Below are 17,435 nucleotides of genomic sequence, written 5' to 3'. Positions count from 1 at the left end.
CTGTCCCGGAAGAACTCAGACCAGGCCGGCGTCGCGCAGCAGCTTCCACAGCCCCGCGCCGTCGGGGGCGGAGAGCCACTTCTGCCCCACCGGCCCGGACGACGAACTGCCGGACGGGGTGGGCAGGCTGCCGGCCAGCACCGACTGGGTGGGCGAGAGGCGGCGGATCGCCACCCCTGCCACGTTGTCCGGGTGGCCGGCGGCGAACTCGCGGTAGATCTCCGGGTCGTGCTGGCCGTCGTCGCCGATCAGCAGCCAGCGCACGTCGGGGAACTCGCGGGACAGCCGGGCCAGGGTGGCGCGCTTGTGCTCCCGGCCGCTGCGGAACCACCGGTCGGCCGTCGGCCCCCAGTCGGTGAGCAGCAGCGGCCCGGCCGGGTAGAGGTGCCGGGACAGGAACCGGGTCAGGGTCGGCGCGACGTTCCAGGCGCCGGTGGACAGGTAGAACACCGGCGCCCCGGGGTGGGCGGTGACCAGCCGCTCGTAGAGCACCGCCATGCCGGGCACCGCGTTGCGGGCGTGCTCGTCGAGCACGAAGGTGTTCCACGCGGCGAGCAGCGGCCGGGGCAGCGCCGTCACCATGACCGTGTCGTCGATGTCGGACAGGATGCCGAAGCGGACGTTCGGGTCGAGGACGCGGATCAGCGCCTCCACCGGCTCGGCGTCGGCGACGCTCAGCCGCACCGACGACCAGCCGGGCGTCAGGTCGGCCTCGACCACGGTGTCGACGAAGCCGCTGCGGTCGGCCTTCGCCTCGTGCTTCACCCCGCCGGCCTCGATGGTGACCGTCACGTGCTTCGCGGGCAGGGTGGTGAAGCTGCGCCAGCCGCGCACCTTGTCCAGCCGCTGCCCGGACCGGGTGTCGGGGCGGCCGAGCAGCACCCGGCACAGCACCCGCGCCCAACCCGGGGCGCCGTAACCGGCGTACGCGACGATGTTGGTCTGCCACCCGGTGCGACGCAGCCGGCGTTCCACCAGGTTGTGCACGGCGTCCTCGATCCGCGCGGCCCGGTGCAGGTTCGGTAGGGCAAGTTCGCCCGCGGTTGTGGGTGGCACGCTGCAACCCTGCCACACCCCGGCGGGGACGGCCACGCGAGGCGGGGACGAGGGGGTTCTCCCCGATCGGCCCCGGTCCGGACCGCGTGCGTGACAGACTCCGGTCGGGGCGGCGACGGGGGCGTTGGTCGTGTCGACACGTGTGCAGCACCGCGGGCGGTGGCGCCCGTCCGACCGGCCGGCGCTGGTGGCGCTGCTGCTCGGGCTGGCCGGGCTCGGCTACCGGCTGGCGCTGACGCTGCTCACCCTGCCCGGGTCGAACAGCGACGAGGCGACCTTCGGCCTGGCCGCGCTGCACATCGCCGCCGGCCGGGAGCACCCGGTCTTCCTGTACGGGCAGCGCTACATGGGCACGCTGGAGGCGTACCTGGCGGCGCCGCTGGTCGCCGTCGCCGGGCCGAGCTGGCCGGTGCTGCGGCTGCCGATGCTGGCGCTCTGGGCGGTCTTCGCGTGGCTGATGTACCGGCTGACCCGCCGGATCTGCTCGCCGTGGTGCGCCGTGCTGGTGGTGGGGCTGCTCGCGCTCGGCCCCGAGCGGGTGGTGCGCGACCAGTTGACCGTGGTGGGCGGCCGGCCCGAGGTGAAACCGGCCGTGGCGCTGGTGCTGTTGATCGCGCTGGGGCTGGCCGACCGGCGGATCGGGGCCCGGCGGCTGGCGGCCGGGGCGGCCGGCCTGCTCGCCGGGGTGGCCGTCTGGTCGGACTGGCTGATCGTGCCGTACCTGGCGGTGGCCGGCCTGCTGTTGGCCTGGGTGCTCCGCCGGGAGCTGCTGGGCTGGGCGGGGGCGCTGCTGGTGGCCGGGTTCGCCGTCGGGGCGGCGCCGCTGATCGCCGACAATCTGCGCGCGCCGCCCGGGCAGGACTCGCTGTCGGTCCTGCGCCGGATCAGCGCCGCCGCCGGACCTGCGCCGCCGCTGGTTGACCGGCTGCGCGGCGGGCTGCTGGAGGGGGTGCCGCTGGCCACCGGGCTGTGCCCGGTCGACGGCTGCGCCCGCTGGCAGCAGTGGTTCGGACTGCTCTACCCGGTGCTGCTGGTGGGCACCGCGATCCTCGCGCTGGTCGCGTACCGGCGGGCCGCCGGCCGGCCCGGCGCCGACCGGGTCGGGCCGGCCACGCAGCTCGCCCTGGTCGCGGGCGCCGGCCTCACCCTGGCGGCGTACGTCCGCAGCCCGCTGGCCGCCACCGACCCGCTGGGCAACGCCCGTTACCTGTCGGTGCTCCAGCTCTCGCTGCCGGCGGCGTTGTGGCCGCTGTGGCTGGCGGCGAGGGTCGCCTGGCGGGGCACGACGGGGGTCGTCGGGCGGCTGGCCGGCGCGTCGGCCACCGCCGCGCTGGCCGGGCTGGCCGCCACCGTGCTGGTCGCCACCGGCCTGTTCGTGGCCGGTGCCGGCGGGTTGCGGGCGGAGGAGCGGCGGGCGCGGGAGCTGGCCGACACGGTCCGTCGGGCCGGGCTGCGCACGGTGTACGCCGACTACTGGACCTGCAACCGGCTGGTCTTCAACACCGCCGAGGCGGTGGTCTGCGGGGTGCTCGACGGGGACCTGACCCCGGGACAGAACCGGTACCGGCCGTACTGGCAGCAGGTGGGGCGGGCCGACCGCCCCGGGTACGTGCTGGCGGCCGGCGGCCCCGCCGACCGGCGGCTGCGGGAGCTGCTCGGGGTGGGGACCGGCTCCGCCCTGCTCGCCGAGGTCGGCGGCTATCGCGTGTACCACCCGGAGACGGCCGTGCGGCCGTGGCGCTGACCGGCGGGCCGTACGCTGGCCGGACCGCCACGCGCCGGCGTGCCGCCGCACCAAGGAGTCGTACCGAGATGCTCATCCTGTTGCCGCCCTCGGAGGGAAAGGCCGACGCCGGCACCGGCCGGCGGCTGGACCCGACCCGGCTGTCCCTGCCCGAGCTGGCCCCGGCCCGCGCGGAGGTGCTGGCGGCACTGGTCGAACTCTGCGCCGGGCCGGACGAGGCGGCGGCCCTGGACGCGCTGGGGCTGCCCCCTGGGCTGGCCGGCGAGCTGCGCCGCAACGCCCGGCTGGAGCGGGCGGCCACCGCCCCGGCGGGCCGGATCTACACCGGCGTGCTCTACGAGGCCCTCGACCTGGCGACGCTTGCACCCGCGGCGCAGCGGGCGGCCCGCCGGTCGGTGCTGGTCAGCTCCGGGCTGTGGGGGGCGGTGCGGCTCACCGACCGCATCCCGCCGTACCGCTGCCCGATCGGGGCGCGGCTGCCCGGGGTGGGGGCACTGTCGGCGTACTGGCGGCGGGAGCTGGCCCCGGCGATGGCGGCGGCGGCCGGCGGCGGCGCGGTGTTGGACCTGCGCTCGGGCGCGTACGCGACGACCTGGACGCCGGGCGGCGAGCTGGCCGGGCGGACGGTGACGGTGCGGGTGCTGCACGAGCGGAACACCCCCGACGGGCCGGTCCGGTCGGTGGTCAGCCACTTCAACAAGGCGACCAAGGGGCGGCTGGTGCGCGACCTGCTCACCGCGGGTGCCCGCCCGCGCCGCGCCGGCGAGTTGGTGACCGCGCTGCGGGACCTGAAGTACACCGTCCTGGAGCAGCCGGTGACCGCCGGACGGCCCCGGGCGGTGGACGTCGTGGTGACCCAGTTGTGACGGATCGCGCACAGATGGGCGTCACCGACAGCGACTGTCGCAAGATTTCCTCAAGGCTCGCGGCCACGGCTACCACGGGGCCGCGCGGGAGGCCACGGTAAGGGGAACCTGACGCCGACAAGGAGACTGTGGTGGCCCCCGAACCCACGCTGCTCGACCGGCCTCGTCTTCCCACGACCCCGCCCCCGCTGGACTGGCTGACCCTCGCCGACGCGTTCGAGGTTGCCTGCCTGCTGCGCTGCGCCTCCGCGCCGGCCGCCCCGGCTGGGGCGGGTCGCCGCCCCCCGGCCCCCGCCCGCATCGGCCAAGCCGCCGAGTTCAACCGGGAGGACGCGGCGCACCGGATGCGCCAGCTCCTCGCCCGGCTGGAGATCCCGGTCGGGCACGAGGTGACCACCGGCGGCCTGCGCCGCCGCTTCGAGCTGCACCGGCTCCAAGTGCCCCGCGAGCACGGGGCGACGTACGCGACGCTGGTGGAGATCGGCTGGCGGCAGGGCCGCCGGGAGCTGCTCGGCGGGCCCATGGCGGGCGCGTCCACGGCCCGCCGGGTGTGGCGTCCCCGGCTCGCCGCCGCGGCCTGGCGGGCGGCGCTGCTGGCAGGCGGCCGGCACGTCCGGCGGCACATCCTCGGGATCCGGCTGACCGACCGGGAGCTGGCCGCCGTGCTGGTCCGGGGCGCCGCCCTGCTGGAGGTGCCGGCACTGCTGCGGCCCGGGGCGGGCTGCTACGTGGTGAGCGTGGCCGACGGCTCGGACCGGGACCGCATCCTGCAGAGCGTGACCCTGGACCCGGCGACCGGGCCGGGGGTGACCGCGGTCGACTGAGGACCGCCGGCCGGCGGAAGCCGAGCGCGGTCGGCCGGCGGGCTTGCGCCGGGAGCGTCGCACGCGCAGAGTGCACCGGGTGAGCCGTAGCTGGTCTGTGCCACCGCGCGCCGCCGGCGTGGCCGTGCTGCTGTTGGTGCTGGTGGCTGCGCCCGGGCTCGCCGGCTGCCGGGACTCGCCGAGCGAGCCGATCCAGATCCGGATCGCCACCGGCAGCCCCACCGCCGTCTACCACGCGTTCGGCCAGTCGCTGGCCGCCGTCCTGAACCGGGAGCTGCCCGGGGTGCTGGCCAGCGTGGTGGTCACCGCCGCGTCGGCGGAGAACATGCGGTTGCTCGACACGGGGGACGTCGAGCTGGGCTTCACCCAGGCCGACGTGCTCCCCACTGGCCGGGAGGACCGCCCGAGCGTACTGGCCGTGGCCCGGGTCTACGACGACCTGCTGCACCTGGTCACCAGGGCCGACGGCCCGGTCCACTCGGTGGGCGACCTGCGTGGCCGACGGGTCTCCGTGGGGGCGCCCGGCTCCGGCACCGAGGTGACCGCCACCCGCCTGCTGGAGGTCGCCCAGCTGGGCGGGGTTACGGTCCGCCGGGAGCGGCTGGGGCTGGATGCCTCGGTCGACGCGCTGCGCGCCGGGCGGATCGACGCCTTCTTCTTCTCCGGTGGGCTCCCGGTGCGTGGCGTCGAGGAACTGACCGCCGACGGCGCCACCCGGATCGTCGACCTGGGCGATTGGACGGAGCCCCTGCGGCGCAGCTACCGGGAGGTCTACGTCTCCCGGGACATTCCCCGCTCGGTGTACGGGGTCGAGCCGGTCACCACGGTGGCGAACCCGAACTACCTGGTCGTCCGGGCCGACCTGCCGGATTCGCTGGTCCGGGAGGTGACCCGGCTGCTGATGGAACGCCGGGCCGAGCTGGCCGCGGCGCACCCCGCGGCGGGCCGGATGAGCCCCCGCTCGGCGATCGCCACCGCCCCGCTGCCGCTGCATCCCGGCGCGGCCGACTGGTACCGGTCGAACAAGCCCTGACCCGTCAGCCGGCCGGGGCCACCGTTCCGTCGGCCAGCGGGGCGTCCCGGGCCGACGCGGCGTCGCCGGTCGGCCCGGTCCCACCGGTCGGCCCGGTCCCACCGGTCGGCCCGGTCCCACCGGTCGGCCCGGTCCCACCCGTCGGCGCGGCGGTGCCCGGCGGGAGCGGGTCGGCGGCCGTCGCGGGGTCGGGGGCGGCCGGGAACCAGAGGCCGGCCACCAGGCCACGCGGCTGCGCCCGGCGCATGGTGAGCCGGCCGTCGGAGGCGTCGACCAGGACCGCGACGATGGTCAGCCCGAGCCCGGCGCCGTCGACGTTCTGCACCTCGGGGGCCCGCCAGAACCGCTCGGTGGCCTGGTCGAGCTGGTCGAGGGTCATGCCGGGGCCGGTGTCGCGGACCTCCAGCGCGACCCCGTCGTCGGCCGCCCGGACGTCCACGGTCACCTCCCCACCCGCGCCGCTGAACTTGATCGCGTTGTCGATCAGCGCGTCCAGCGCCTGGTCCACGGCGGTCGGCACGGTCCGGGCGTACACCGGATCGGCGACCGGGGCCAGCCGCAGGGCGACCGACCGGTGCCGGGCCAGCGGCTGCCAGGCGGCCACCCGGGACGCGGCGACCGCCGCGGCGTCCACAGTGACCCGTTCGTTTTCCTCGCGTTCGGCGCGGGCCAGGGTGAGCAGGGCGTCCAGCAGCAGGGCCAGCCGGTCGGTCTCCTCCAGCGCCAGCCGGTGCTCGGCCCGCCCCGGCTCGTCGGTCAGGCTCGGCCCCAGCTCCTCCACCCGCAGCCGCAGCGCGGTCAGCGGGTTGCGCAGCTGGTGGCTCGCGTGCGCGACGAAGGCCCGCTGCCGGTCCATCACGTCCGACACCGCGTCGGCCATGTTGTTGAAGCTCACCGCCAGGCGGCGCAGCTCCGGCGGGCCCAGCCGGTGCTGCACCCGGGCCCCCCGGTCCCCCTCCGCGATCTCGTGGGTGACCGCGTCCAGCTCGGTGACCGGACGCAGCACCCAGCCGGCCAGCCCGAACGCGGTCAGCACGCAGGCCAGCACGGCGAAGATGCCGATCGCGGCGAGCAGCAGCCACCACGCGGTGACGGTGCGCCGGACCCCGTCCGCCGGGGAGGCGATCACCACCGCCCCGAGCACCTCACCGCCGTCGTTGATCGGCACCGCCACCACGACCGGCCCGCCGGTCCACGGCCACACCGACTCCGGGACGCTGAACTGCTGGCCGGACAGCGCGTTGTCCAATGCCGCCTCGGTGCCCGGCCCGACCTGCCAGCTGCGCGAGGCCACCACCGTACGGCGGTCCCGGTCCACCACGGCCGCGCCGATGCCGTACAACTCGTCGTAGCTGCTCAGCTCGCCCCCGATCGGGCCGGGGACGCCGCCGCGCAGCGCCGGCCCGGCCAGCGAGGCGAACCGGGTCGCGTCGGCGAGCCGGTCGGCGCGCACCTCGTCGGTCTCCCGGGTGGCCAGGGTGGTGGCGAGTGGCGTCTCCAACGCGATGAGCACCAGCACCATCAGCAGCAGGTAGCTGATGACCAGCCGACGACGCACCGGCCCTCACTCCCCGCGCAGCCGGTAGCCGACCCCGCGGACCGTCTCCACCAGCCGGGCGTCGCCCAGCTTGCCGCGCAGCGATCCGACGTGCACCTCGACGGTGTGCCGGTCCGCCCAGGTGGTGCCCCACACGTCGAGCAGGATCCGGTCCCGGGGCACCGCCGCCCCGAGCTGCCTGGCCAGCGAGAGCAGGATGTCGAACTCCTTGCGGGTGAGGGTCACCTCCCGACCGTCGACTGTGACCGTCCGCCCGGCGACGTCGATGCGGACCGGGCCGGCCTGGATCACGTCCCGCTCCGGGGCGGCGTGCGCGGCCCGGCGCAGCACCGCCTCGATCCGGGCCTGGAGCTCGACCATCGAGAACGGCTTCACCACGTAGTCGTCGGCGCCCAGTCGCAAACCGAGGACGCGGTCACGTTCCTCGCCCCGGGCGGTGACCGCGATGATGCCGAGTTGGGCGCTGCGCCGGCGCAGCACCCGGCACAGGTCGGTGCCGTCGCCGTCGGGCAGGGTCAGGTCGAGCAGCACGAGGTCGCAGGGCGCGGCGGACAGCGCCGCGGCGACGGTGGCGGCGTGCTCCACCTCGTAGCCGCGGCGGGTCAGGGCGGACGACAGGGCGGCGGCCACCCGTCGGTCGTCCTCGACCAGCAGGATGCGCACCCCGCACCTCCATTCCTCGTTGCTCGGTCGTCGAATGGTCGCAGAAGCACCGCCCGGACGGGAGGGCCGGCCGGTCAGACCCTTCCCGCCGGCCGAGGGCCAGGCGGGGCGCGTCCCGGGGCGCGGGGCCCCGGTCGCCGTAGGCTGCCGGGGTGATCTACAAACTGCTGGCCACGACCGAGTGGGACGCCGCCCGGGACGCCGGGCACTTCGCCGGCTCGGCGGTGGACCGCCAGGACGGGTACATCCACCTCTCCGCCGCCGACCAGCTCGTCGAGACGGCCCGGCGGCACTTCGCCGGCGCCACCGGGCTCACCCTGCTGGCGGTGGACCCGGCGGCGCTCGGTGCGGCGCTGCGCTGGGAGCCGTCCCGGGGCGGGGCGCCGTTCCCGCACCTGTACGGGACGCTGCCGGTGGCCGCCGTGGCCGCGGCCCACCCGCTGCCGGCGGACGTCCCGACCGCCGACGCGGTGGCGCGACTGCTCCGCTGAGGGATCGCTATGCTCACCCGAGTCCGCGCGCCGGCCGGGGTGACCGCAGCCCGCCGGCGGGCGTGGCAGTCCGATCCGCGCGGGCGGCCGGCACCCGTCGCCGTCCCGACGCGTCCACCCGCCGGCGCGACGGCGCGCCCCGAGCGATGCGAGCAGCGATGACTGACACCACCGACCGGCCCGACGTCTTCGTCCACCCGAGCGCAGACGTGGAGGAGGGTGCCCAGGTGGGCGACGGCACCAAGGTCTGGCACCTGGCCCACATCCGGTCGAGCGCCCGGGTCGGCGCCGGCTGCGTGATCGGTCGCAACGTGTACGTCGATGCCGGCGTCACCGTCGGTGACCTCGTGAAGATCCAGAACAACGTCTCGGTCTACCAGGGCGTGACCATCGAGGACGAGGTCTTCGTCGGCCCGTGTGCCGTGTTCACCAACGACTTCCGCCCCCGGGCGCAGAACCCGGACTGGACCATCACCCCGACCCTGGTCCGCCGGGGCGCCTCGATCGGCGCGAACGCCACCCTGGTCTGCGGGATCGAGGTCGGCGAGTACGCGATGATCGCCGCCGGTTCGGTGGTCACCCGGGACGTCGCGCCGTACCAGTTGGTGGCGGGCAACCCGGCACGGCCCAAGGGCTGGGTCGACGAGCGCGGCGAGGTCGTCTCCCGCGACGCCGACAACCCGCCGCAGCGCGGCTGACGACATGACCGGGCGGCGGTGGACGGCTCCTCGCCGTCCACCGCCGCCCGGCTCTCGTCCCCGACCCGAGCGGGTCAACCGCAGAGGCGGCCGATCTCCTGCCGGAACCGGTCCATCGGGTTGGACCCGGCCGGTCCGAGCAGGTACTCCTTCAGTTCCCGCCGCGCCTCGGCCATCGGGTCGTTCCCGCCCCGGGCGAGGGCGAGGACCTTCTCCAGCTCGCCGCAGTCGAGCGAGAGCAGGTACGCCGCCCGCGCGGTGGGGAACGTCCGGCGGAACTCGTCCTCGGACAGACCCGCCGGGTTGGCCACCACGTACGGCCGCTCGCTCTGCACGAAGTCGGAGACCACGCTCGACACGTCACTGATCAGCAGATCGGTGGCGTTGAAGCAGTCGAACAGGGCCGGCGTGCGGCCGGTGACCACTAGGTGCGCGGTGCCGCCCAGCGAGGTCGGGTCGACCTGCCCGCCGGCGGCCCGGAGCCGGGCGACGATCCGCTCGTGCGCCGCCTGGGCCTTCTTCGACCGGTTGCCGGTGAGCGGGTGCGGCTTGTAGACCACCCGGACGCCGCCGGCGGCGAGCAGCCCGGCGACGATCCGCTCCCCCATCAGCACCAGCGAGGTGTGATACGGGTCGTCGTCCAGCCACCCCTCCCAGGTGGGGGCGTAGAGCACGGTGAACGGGCGGTCGGTGAACTCCGCGCCGAAGGTGTGCACCCCGGCGAGCTGCGGGCGGCCGACCTCCACGATGTCGCGATCGAGGACGCCCACCCCGGCCCGGGCGTACCGCTCCCGACCGGCCGCCCCGGCCACCCACACCTCGTCGTACACCTTGCTGTACGGGTTGACGCTGGCCTGCTTGTCGCTGTCGCCGTGGCCGACGAAGACGTGCCTCATGCCCGGCTCACGCAGCATGTGGATGTTGGCGCCGACGTTCGCCGCGTACAGGGCGACCCGGATCGAGCTGAGGTCGAGGTTCATGAAGTCGACCCCGGCCGGTACGCAGATCACCGGCAACCGGGTGTCGGCCAGCTCGCGGAACGCCTCGTCGTTACGGAGCAGCACCACCGCGCGGCGCCCGGCCGCCTCGACCGGGGCAAGCCACATGTTGGCCTGGTAGACGTCCTTGGCGGGGCCGGCGAAGTAGAGCGCCACCTCGGGCTGTTCCCGAGCCAGCCAGGCGTGCACGGCTGACAGCGACCCCTGCCCCCGGCCACGCCCACCCCGCCCGGCCAGCGTCAGCACGGCTACCGTGACCAGTCCCACCGCCAGGGTGACCAGCCCGGTCACCACCACGGGGGCGACCCGGTCGACCAGTACGGCCAGCACGGCCGCCGGGACGAGGAGCACGTTGATCAACGGCAGTCGCAGGCCCGCGATCCGCCGCGCCCAGGCCGGCGGACCCGGAACCCCGGCGGTGCGGGCGAGGTCGATGTTGCGGGTGAAGGCCAAGGTCGAAGCGCGGTGCTCGTCGACCGCGCTGAGGGCACCGCTGCCGACGGCAACGCTCCAGAGCGCGGCCGGCAGCAACAGGACCGCGACGGTCCCGCCGGCTGCCGGACCGACCGCGCTGACGATCAGCAGCACGACCGACAGGTCACGGACGAGCCACCGCCAGACCGGTCCGAGCCCGGCCTTCTGGAGCAGCTCGCCCGCCGCGGCGAACCGGGTGGCGAGGGCCAACTCACCGGCGACGGCGACCAACGCGGCGACCACGTACGGGATCAGCCAGCCGAAGACACCGGACAGGACCATGACCCCGTAGCCCAGCAGGGTCACACCGACGACGGCGAGACCCAGCTGGTTTCGCACTCTGCTGAACAACGACACGCTCCCTTGTCTACTCGCCGGCGTCGATGGGTCCGATACCAGGCATCTGCGACCCTAAACGGGGCAAGTAACACAAGTATTGCTGGGGTGTCCGGCGGATGAACAGCCGAGGATGCCGCTCACCGAACGTATCGGTCGAGCCACGAAAGCAGTGGGCCCCGGCCGGCGAGCGGCCGAGGCCCACGGACACCGGGCGGACCGGGTCAGCCGCCGATGACCACCCGACGGACGCCGGTCCAGCGGGCCGGATCGGTGATCCGACGGCCGTCGACCAGCACCGAGACGCCCGGCAGGTCGGCCGGGGTGAGGCTGCGGTACTCGACGTGGTCGGCCTGGATGACAGCGGCGCCGACCGGCTCGCCGTCGTAGCCGGGCAGGCCGTGCGCGGTCAGCTCCTCGTTGGTGTACATCGGGTCGGAGACGTACGGCTTGGCACCCCGCTCGCGCAGCGCCTCCACGGTCGGGAAGACGCCCGAGAAGGCGGTCTCCTTGACCCCACCCCGGTACGCCGCGCCGAGCACCAGCACCCCCACGTCGGTCAGGTCGCCGTACGCGGCGGCGAGCAGGTCGACGGCGTACTCGGGCATGGCGGCGTTGGCCTCGCGGGCCGAGCGCACCACGGTGGCCGCCGGGTCGTTCCACAGGTACATCCGGGGGTAGATCGGGATGCAGTGGCCGCCGACGGCGATGCCCGGCGAGTGGATGTGGCTGTACGGCTGGGTGTTGCAGGCATCGATGACCTTGGTGACGTCCACCCCCACCGTGTCGGCGAACCGGGCGAACTGGTTCGCCAGACCGATGTTGACGTCCCGGTAGGTGGTCTCGGCGAGCTTGGCCAGCTCGGACGCCTCGGCGGAGCCCAGATCCCAGACGCCGTTGGGCCGGTCGAGGTCGGGCCGCTCGTCGAAGTCCAGCACGGCCTCGTAGAAGCGGACGCCGTTCGCGGCGGACGCCTCGTCGATGCCGCCGACCAGCTTCGGGTAACGGCGCAGGTCGGCGAAGACCCGGCCGGTGAGCACCCGCTCCGGGCTGAAGACCAGGTGGAAGTCCTTGCCGGCGGTGAGACCGGAGCCCTCCTCCAGCATCGGCGCCCAGCGGGCGCGGGTGGTGCCGACCGGCAGGGTGGTCTCGTAGCTGACCAGGGTGCCCGGCTTGAGGCCGCGAGCGATGGCCCGGGTGGCGTCGTCCATCCAGCCGAAGTCCGGCACACCGTCCGCGTCCACGAAGAGCGGTACGACCACGACGACCGCCTCGGACCCGGCGACCGCGGCGGCGGTATCGGTGGTGGCCGACAGCAGACCGGCGGCCACCGCCTCCTTCAGCTTGACGTCGAGGTCGGCCTCGCCGGGGAACGGCACGGCACCGTCGTTGACCAGCTGGACGACCCGCTCGGAGACGTCGGCACCGACCACCCGGTGCCCCTTCGAGGCGAACTGCACGGCAAGCGGCAGGCCGATCTTTCCGAGCGCGACGACGCAGATGTCCATGTAACTACTTTCCTCCTAGGGGAAGCCGGCGGCGAAGGCGGGCCACGACTCGGCGGAGCGTCACCGGCGAGACGGTGAACGCCAGTTGACCTCTGTGGTTGTTGGTGACGGTGACGATATGGAACTGGCCACCGTCGCGGTGCAGTACCCGCTGCACGGTCGACGGCCGCAGACCTCGTACCGGAATGCCGGAACCTCCGGCCACCCGGGCACGGACTGCCCGGCTACCCCCGGCCGAACCCAGTTCGGCCAGCAGGTCCCGGATCCGGAACGTGGCGCCCACGGTCGTCCCCATCGGGTCCGACGGCAGCGGCCGCACGACGGCCTCCACCTTCCCCACGAACACGGAGAGATCACCACCGACCAGCTCAGCGAGGTCGGAGCGCGGGCTCCGGACGAAGACCTGGATCCCCCGTTCGCCGTCGGCTCCGGTGACCCAGCGTACCGATGCCGCATCCAGCCTGGCGAGCCACCGGGTCGCGGCGGTGTCCAGCTCGAACCACTCGTCGGTGACACCCGACTCCGGGTCACCGAAACCCGGATAGGCCGCGTACCAGCGCTGATCCCTGACCACCGTGGGCGGCAGTCCCTCGTTCGCGTCCTGCTTGACGATGGCGAGGAGGTCCGCCGCCCGTCCGTACGCGGCGGTGCCGAGCCGCACCCGCGCCGAGATCTCGAGCTGGTCGCGGATGCGATCGGTCAGGTACTCCCGGACGAGCTTGCCGACGCGGCCACGGATCTGCTCCTGGGTGTCGTGGTCGAGCTTGAGGTAGTCGGACCGGAGCAGCTTGGCGAGCTCCCACGCGAAGTGTCGCCTGAGCACCGCGTCGCGGCTCTCTCCGGGCTCGATCAGCTCGGCGACGAACCGGACGATGCGCTCGACACACTCCAGCCGGGCCAGTTGGTCGCTACGGTACGTGATGTTACCGGCGTTGAGTCGCTTGACGGCGTAGTAGTAGTCGTAGTCGGCGAGCACGGAGATGCGGCCGGCCCGGCAGCACGCCTCGATGGTGAACGGCTGATCGCTGCCGACAGCCATGTCCTCCGGGAACCGCAGGCCGTACCGTTCCACCAGCTCACGCCGGAAGAGCTTGGTGTTGGACAGGGCGAACGGCAGCGCCGAGCTGAACAGATCGACGTCGGATCTGGTCTGGTCGAAGATCTCCTGGTGCACGTACCGCTTGTTGACGCCCACCATCCGGCCGAGCACCACGTCCGAGCCCCACCGGTCGGCGGCCGTCACCATCCGCTCCAGTGCCTCCCGGCCGAGATGGTCGTCGGCGCCGATGAAGAACACGTACCGTCCGGTGGCCAGCTCGAGTGCCCGGTTGCTGGGCGCCGCCGGCCCCCCGGAGTTCTCCTGGTGGCGGACCTTGATCACATCGGGATGGGCCGCGGCGAACCGGTCCAGCTCGGCCCCGCTGCCGTCGGTCGAACCGTCGTCCACCGCCACGATCTCGAGCCGTTCGTGGCCGATCGACTGGTCGACGAGGGACCGGAGGCAGGTGGTCAGATCCGGCATGGTGTTGTACACCGCGACGACGACGGTCACGTCGGGCTGCGTCACCGTCCTGCCGCCTTCCCCGGCCACGGCGCTGAGTCGATGAAGTCGCCCCGTCCCGGGTCGCCCGCCCGCAGGCCCGCCGCGGCGATCGTGCCGTCAGAACCCATGCCCGTCCGTCTCCGTGTCAACAAGCACCGCACCCGCGGACCCGAGCGAGTCTACGACAACCCGACCGCCGGAAGTCGTCGCCATCGGGTGTTCCGGGGGCGCGTCGCGGCCATTGCCACCCTGCACGCGGCTCCTGATCTGACCAGATCCTCGTCACCACAGGCCAGCCCCCGGAGCCAGGCCGGTCATGGCACGCCGGACACCACGCGGACAGGACTCGGACAGGACTCGGACATGACCCTGCTGACGAGCGAGGAGCACCCGCCGCTGAGGCCGGCAACCGCGGACGGGCCCGTCCGCCCCGCCCCCTCGGCCCGGCTGGTGGCCGCCTTCCGGTCCGCCCTGCCCGCGCTCACCGGCGAAGTTGTCGTCCGACTCGTCGGGCCGCTCACCCCTCCACGTCTGGGCCCGCAACCTAGGCGAGCGACCGGGCAGCCTGCTCACCGAATCCGACGGCAGGTGGTACCTCGGCATCGCCCAGCACGGCGGGTCGGCATCCTGCTCGCCGTTCTCTGGGGGGCGCTGCCGCACGGCATCGTCCAGTCGATGAGCTAAAGCGAGGGCATCTTCACCGCCTTCGCGGCGTGCGGGGATCAGAAGAAGTTGTCGTAGAGCCCCTGGAGGAAGACCGCCTGACCGACCGACAGGAGCACCAGCGCCGCGACGACGGCGCCGCGCAGCCAGCGCCGGTCGAATCCGGCGGTCCACCGATCCACCACCAGCCCGGCGCAGCCGGCGACCATCGGGTAGAGGAAGGCCCAGGTCCGCTCGACCTCGCCCTGGCGCAGCTTGGTCAGCTCCGGCGGCAGGGACGCCCAGACGACCAGGGCGACCACGAGCACGGTCACCAGCACCGGCCGCCCGGCACCCGGCACCCGGCGGAACAGCGCGTAGACCCCGAGGGCGGCCAGTGGCAGCCCGGCGTACATCAGCCAGGCCGCCGGGGTCCCCACCACCCAGTACAAGCGGAAGCTGTTGGAGGACGACGAGGGCGACGCCTGGTAGGAGGTGAGGATGTCGAACCCGAGCGTCAGCCAGGCCAGCAACAGCACGGCCACCCCACCGGCCGCCGCCGCGGCCAGCAACCGGGCAGCGGTGCGCCAGCCCGTCTGGATCACCAGCGCGATCGTGGCGGCAAACACGATGAACGAGGTGGCGAAGGTCATGAGGGTGCCGACGCCGAGCACCACCCCTGCGGCCGCGGCCACCTTCACCGAACGCCGCTGCGCGGCCAGCACGAAGAGTGCCGCACTCAGCGTCATCGGCACCGCGAACACGGTGTCGAGATTGCTGTACGCGAGCATCAGCGGCCCGGGAGCCGCGGCGAACAGCACCGCGCTGATCCGGCCGGCCCGTTCGCCGCCCAGGGTCCGGCCGATCAGCCAGGCAGAGACCGCCGAGGTGAAGGCGACGAGGGCGATGACCGCGGTGATCTGGAGCTCGTGCGACGCACCGAGGACCCGGAACAGCAGGTAGAGGAAGACGAACACGCCCGCTGGGTGGGTCCGCGAGCTGTACGAGTGGAACCGGTCAGTGATCTCGGCGTGCCGCTCGACGAACTCCCGCAGCCCCAACTCGTAGACGAGGTGCAGGTCGGACGTGTAGTAGGGCGACTTCGGGCCGGTGTCGACGCCCCGGGTCAGGTCGCCCACCTCGCCACGAACCAGGCTGACCGTGGTTGCGGTGACCGCACCGGCGAGCACGACGAGCGTGAGGGCCAGCCAGGAGGGCACCCGCCGCCAGGAGGTGATCAGCCAGCCGACTCCGGCCAGCAGCACCGCTGCCGGGATCACGGTGAGCGCGAGCTCATCCCAGATCGGGACCATGATGCCGTAGATCGGAGGACGGGCGAAGAAGCCGTAGCCGATCGGTGGCAGGAGCTTGCTCAGATTCCAGAAGCCGTAGAGCACCGCACCCGTCACCGCCATGGCGACCACCGGCCAGTACCGCCACCGCACCGTCGGCGTCGACGTCGGCTCAGCCGCCCCGGGCGGCGGGTCAGGGGCCATGGTCGCAGTCACGCCGGTGCCCCCACCACTCTTGGCCACGTCGTCACGGCGTGCTTCGTTCACATCGATTCCCTTGCTCGCAGGCTGAGCCGCCACCGGTCACCACCGAGGCACACTCTAGGCGACCGCGCCCCGGTGCCGGGGTACGTGATCAGCGCGGGCAGTGCCCGCCACGTTCGGTGTCCCGGCCGCTCTGGGGAAGGGTCGGCTCCGGGGCAGGCGATGTTAGCCTAGGTCGCCCTCAACCCGGCGAGACGGACACCACGTCCCTCCGGCCCATGGTCCCGTGGGTGCCGTCCGCGCGCCGAGGGCCCGGTGGACCGGGGGCGGGGGAGGGCTGGACCAGCCGACCGCGGACAGGACAATCGGAGGAATCAGCCAGATGAAGGTCGTCAGCATCGTCGGAGCCCGGCCGCAGCTGGTCAAACTCGCGCCGATCGCCGCGGCGTTCGCCGCCACCGACCACGAGCACGTCATCGTGCACACCGGCCAGCACTACGACGCGGACCTGTCCGACGTGTTCTTCTCCGGCCTGGGCATCCCGGACCCAGACGTGCACCTGGGCATCGGCTCCGGCAGCCACGGCGTGCAGACCGGTCGGACCCTGGCCGCCCTGGACCCGGTGCTCGCCGCCGAGCAGCCGGACTGGGTGCTGGTCTACGGCGACACCAACTCGACCCTGGCCGGCGCGTTGTCCGCGGTGAAGATGCACCTGCCGGTCGCACACCTCGAGGCGGGGCTGCGCTCGTTCAACCGGCGGATGCCCGAGGAGCACAACCGGGTGCTCACCGACCACTGCGCCGACCTGCTGCTCGCCCCGACCGAGGAGGCGATGCGCCACCTGAGCGCCGAGGGGCTGGCGAGGCGGGCGGTGCTGGCCGGCGACGTGATGGTGGACGTCTGCCTGCGCGTCCGCGACGCGGTCCGGGCCGGCGGGCAGACTCGTCCCGAGCTGCCCGAGGGCGTCGACCCCGACGCGCCGTACCTGCTGGCCACGCTGCACCGGGCGGAGAACACCGACGACCCTGCCCGGCTGTCGATGCTGGTGTCCGCCCTGGCCGAGCTGCCCGTGCCGGTGGCCCTGCTGGCCCACCCCCGGCTGCTGGCCCGGGCCGAGGACCACGGCATCAAGCTGGCCGCCGGTTCGTTGCACGTGGGGCGTCCGCTGCCGTACGCGGCGATGGTCGCCGCAGTGCTCGGCTCGGTCGGCGTGGTCACCGACAGCGGCGGCCTGCAGAAGGAGGCATACCTGCTGGACCGGCCGTGCACCACCTTGCGGCCGGAGACCGAGTGGGTCGAGACCCTGCACGACGACTGGAACCGGCTGGTCCCGGACCCGTCCGCGCTGGACACGGCCGGCTGGGTAGAGACGGCGACCCGGCCCCGGCCGGGCGCGGAGCGGGGCACCCCGTACGGCGACGGCCGGGCCGCCCAGAACGTGGTGCGCATCCTCGCCGAACACCTGCGCTGAACGACGCAGGGGGTGGCCGGTCGCGGCCACCCCC

13 protein-coding genes and 1 pseudogene are annotated in these 17,435 nt (G+C 73.9%); 7 read left to right on the top strand and 7 right to left on the bottom strand.

Annotated features, from left to right (window positions below; all coding sequences use genetic code 11):
- Positions 1-15: 15 nt before the first annotated feature.
- On the bottom strand, positions 16-1,056 hold the full coding sequence (locus ACQPZO_RS10135; RefSeq protein ID WP_396674075.1) for an App1 family protein: 1,041 nt from the start codon (positions 1,054-1,056) through the stop codon (positions 16-18).
- Positions 1,057-1,186: 130 nt separating this feature from the next.
- On the opposite strand from ACQPZO_RS10135, the gene ACQPZO_RS10130 reads away from it, so the two are divergent.
- From ACQPZO_RS10130 to ACQPZO_RS10115, 4 genes are all read left to right on the top strand, one after another.
- Positions 1,187-2,800, top strand: coding sequence for a hypothetical protein (locus tag ACQPZO_RS10130; RefSeq protein ID WP_433349108.1), 1,614 nt, complete (start codon positions 1,187-1,189; stop codon positions 2,798-2,800).
- Positions 2,801-2,868: 68 nt separating this feature from the next.
- Positions 2,869-3,666 carry a peroxide stress protein YaaA gene (gene yaaA, locus ACQPZO_RS10125; protein ID WP_433349105.1) on the top strand — a complete coding sequence of 266 codons (798 nt, stop codon included), beginning with the start codon at positions 2,869-2,871 and terminating at the stop codon, positions 3,664-3,666.
- Between the two features lie 131 nt (positions 3,667-3,797).
- Entirely contained in the window at positions 3,798-4,490 is a 693-nt protein-coding gene (locus ACQPZO_RS10120) for a hypothetical protein (protein WP_433349104.1), read from the top strand.
- Between the two features lie 79 nt (positions 4,491-4,569).
- Positions 4,570-5,523, top strand: coding sequence for a TAXI family TRAP transporter solute-binding subunit (locus tag ACQPZO_RS10115; protein ID WP_433349102.1), 954 nt, complete (start codon positions 4,570-4,572; stop codon positions 5,521-5,523).
- A 193-nt stretch (positions 5,524-5,716) separates the two neighbouring features.
- On the opposite strand, the pseudogene ACQPZO_RS10110 reads toward ACQPZO_RS10115, so the two are convergent.
- A pseudogene (locus ACQPZO_RS10110) lies at positions 5,717-7,081 on the bottom strand (ATP-binding protein); the annotation flags it as partial.
- A gap of 6 nt (positions 7,082-7,087) precedes the next feature.
- On the bottom strand, positions 7,088-7,744 hold the full coding sequence (locus ACQPZO_RS10105; RefSeq protein WP_387018637.1) for a response regulator transcription factor: 657 nt from the start codon (positions 7,742-7,744) through the stop codon (positions 7,088-7,090).
- A 152-nt stretch (positions 7,745-7,896) separates the two neighbouring features.
- Between ACQPZO_RS10105 and ACQPZO_RS10100 the strand changes: the two genes are divergently transcribed.
- Entirely contained in the window at positions 7,897-8,235 is a 339-nt protein-coding gene (locus ACQPZO_RS10100) for a DUF952 domain-containing protein (protein ID WP_433349099.1), read from the top strand.
- 158 nt (positions 8,236-8,393) lie between these two features.
- Positions 8,394-8,933 (top strand): acyltransferase, encoded by a 540-nt coding sequence (locus ACQPZO_RS10095; RefSeq protein ID WP_387018632.1) that lies wholly within the window; start codon positions 8,394-8,396, stop codon positions 8,931-8,933.
- Positions 8,934-9,007: 74 nt separating this feature from the next.
- On the opposite strand, the gene ACQPZO_RS10090 is transcribed toward ACQPZO_RS10095, so the two are convergent.
- The 4 genes from ACQPZO_RS10090 to ACQPZO_RS10075 form a co-directional block, all read right to left on the bottom strand.
- Positions 9,008-10,756, bottom strand: coding sequence for a CDP-glycerol glycerophosphotransferase family protein (locus tag ACQPZO_RS10090; RefSeq protein WP_433349097.1), 1,749 nt, complete (start codon positions 10,754-10,756; stop codon positions 9,008-9,010).
- 209 nt (positions 10,757-10,965) lie between these two features.
- Complete coding sequence (locus tag ACQPZO_RS10085; RefSeq protein WP_433349095.1) at positions 10,966-12,249, bottom strand: nucleotide sugar dehydrogenase; 1,284 nt, start codon at positions 12,247-12,249, stop codon at positions 10,966-10,968.
- Between the two features lie 4 nt (positions 12,250-12,253).
- Complete coding sequence (locus tag ACQPZO_RS10080) at positions 12,254-13,816, bottom strand: glycosyltransferase family 2 protein (RefSeq protein WP_433349094.1); 1,563 nt, start codon at positions 13,814-13,816, stop codon at positions 12,254-12,256.
- Positions 13,817-14,514: 698 nt separating this feature from the next.
- Complete coding sequence (locus ACQPZO_RS10075) at positions 14,515-15,993, bottom strand: glycosyltransferase family 39 protein (protein WP_433349092.1); 1,479 nt, start codon at positions 15,991-15,993, stop codon at positions 14,515-14,517.
- A 319-nt stretch (positions 15,994-16,312) separates the two neighbouring features.
- Between ACQPZO_RS10075 and wecB the strand changes: the two genes are divergently transcribed.
- Positions 16,313-17,401: a non-hydrolyzing UDP-N-acetylglucosamine 2-epimerase gene (gene wecB / locus ACQPZO_RS10070; protein ID WP_433349090.1), complete on the top strand. Its 1,089-nt coding sequence runs from the start codon at positions 16,313-16,315 to the stop codon at positions 17,399-17,401.
- Positions 17,402-17,435 lie beyond the last annotated feature (34 nt).

Source organism: Micromonospora sp. CA-111912 (assembly GCF_050948415.1).
GTDB lineage: Bacteria > Actinomycetota > Actinomycetes > Mycobacteriales > Micromonosporaceae > Micromonospora.
This window is presented reverse-complemented; position numbering and strand designations above follow the sequence as displayed.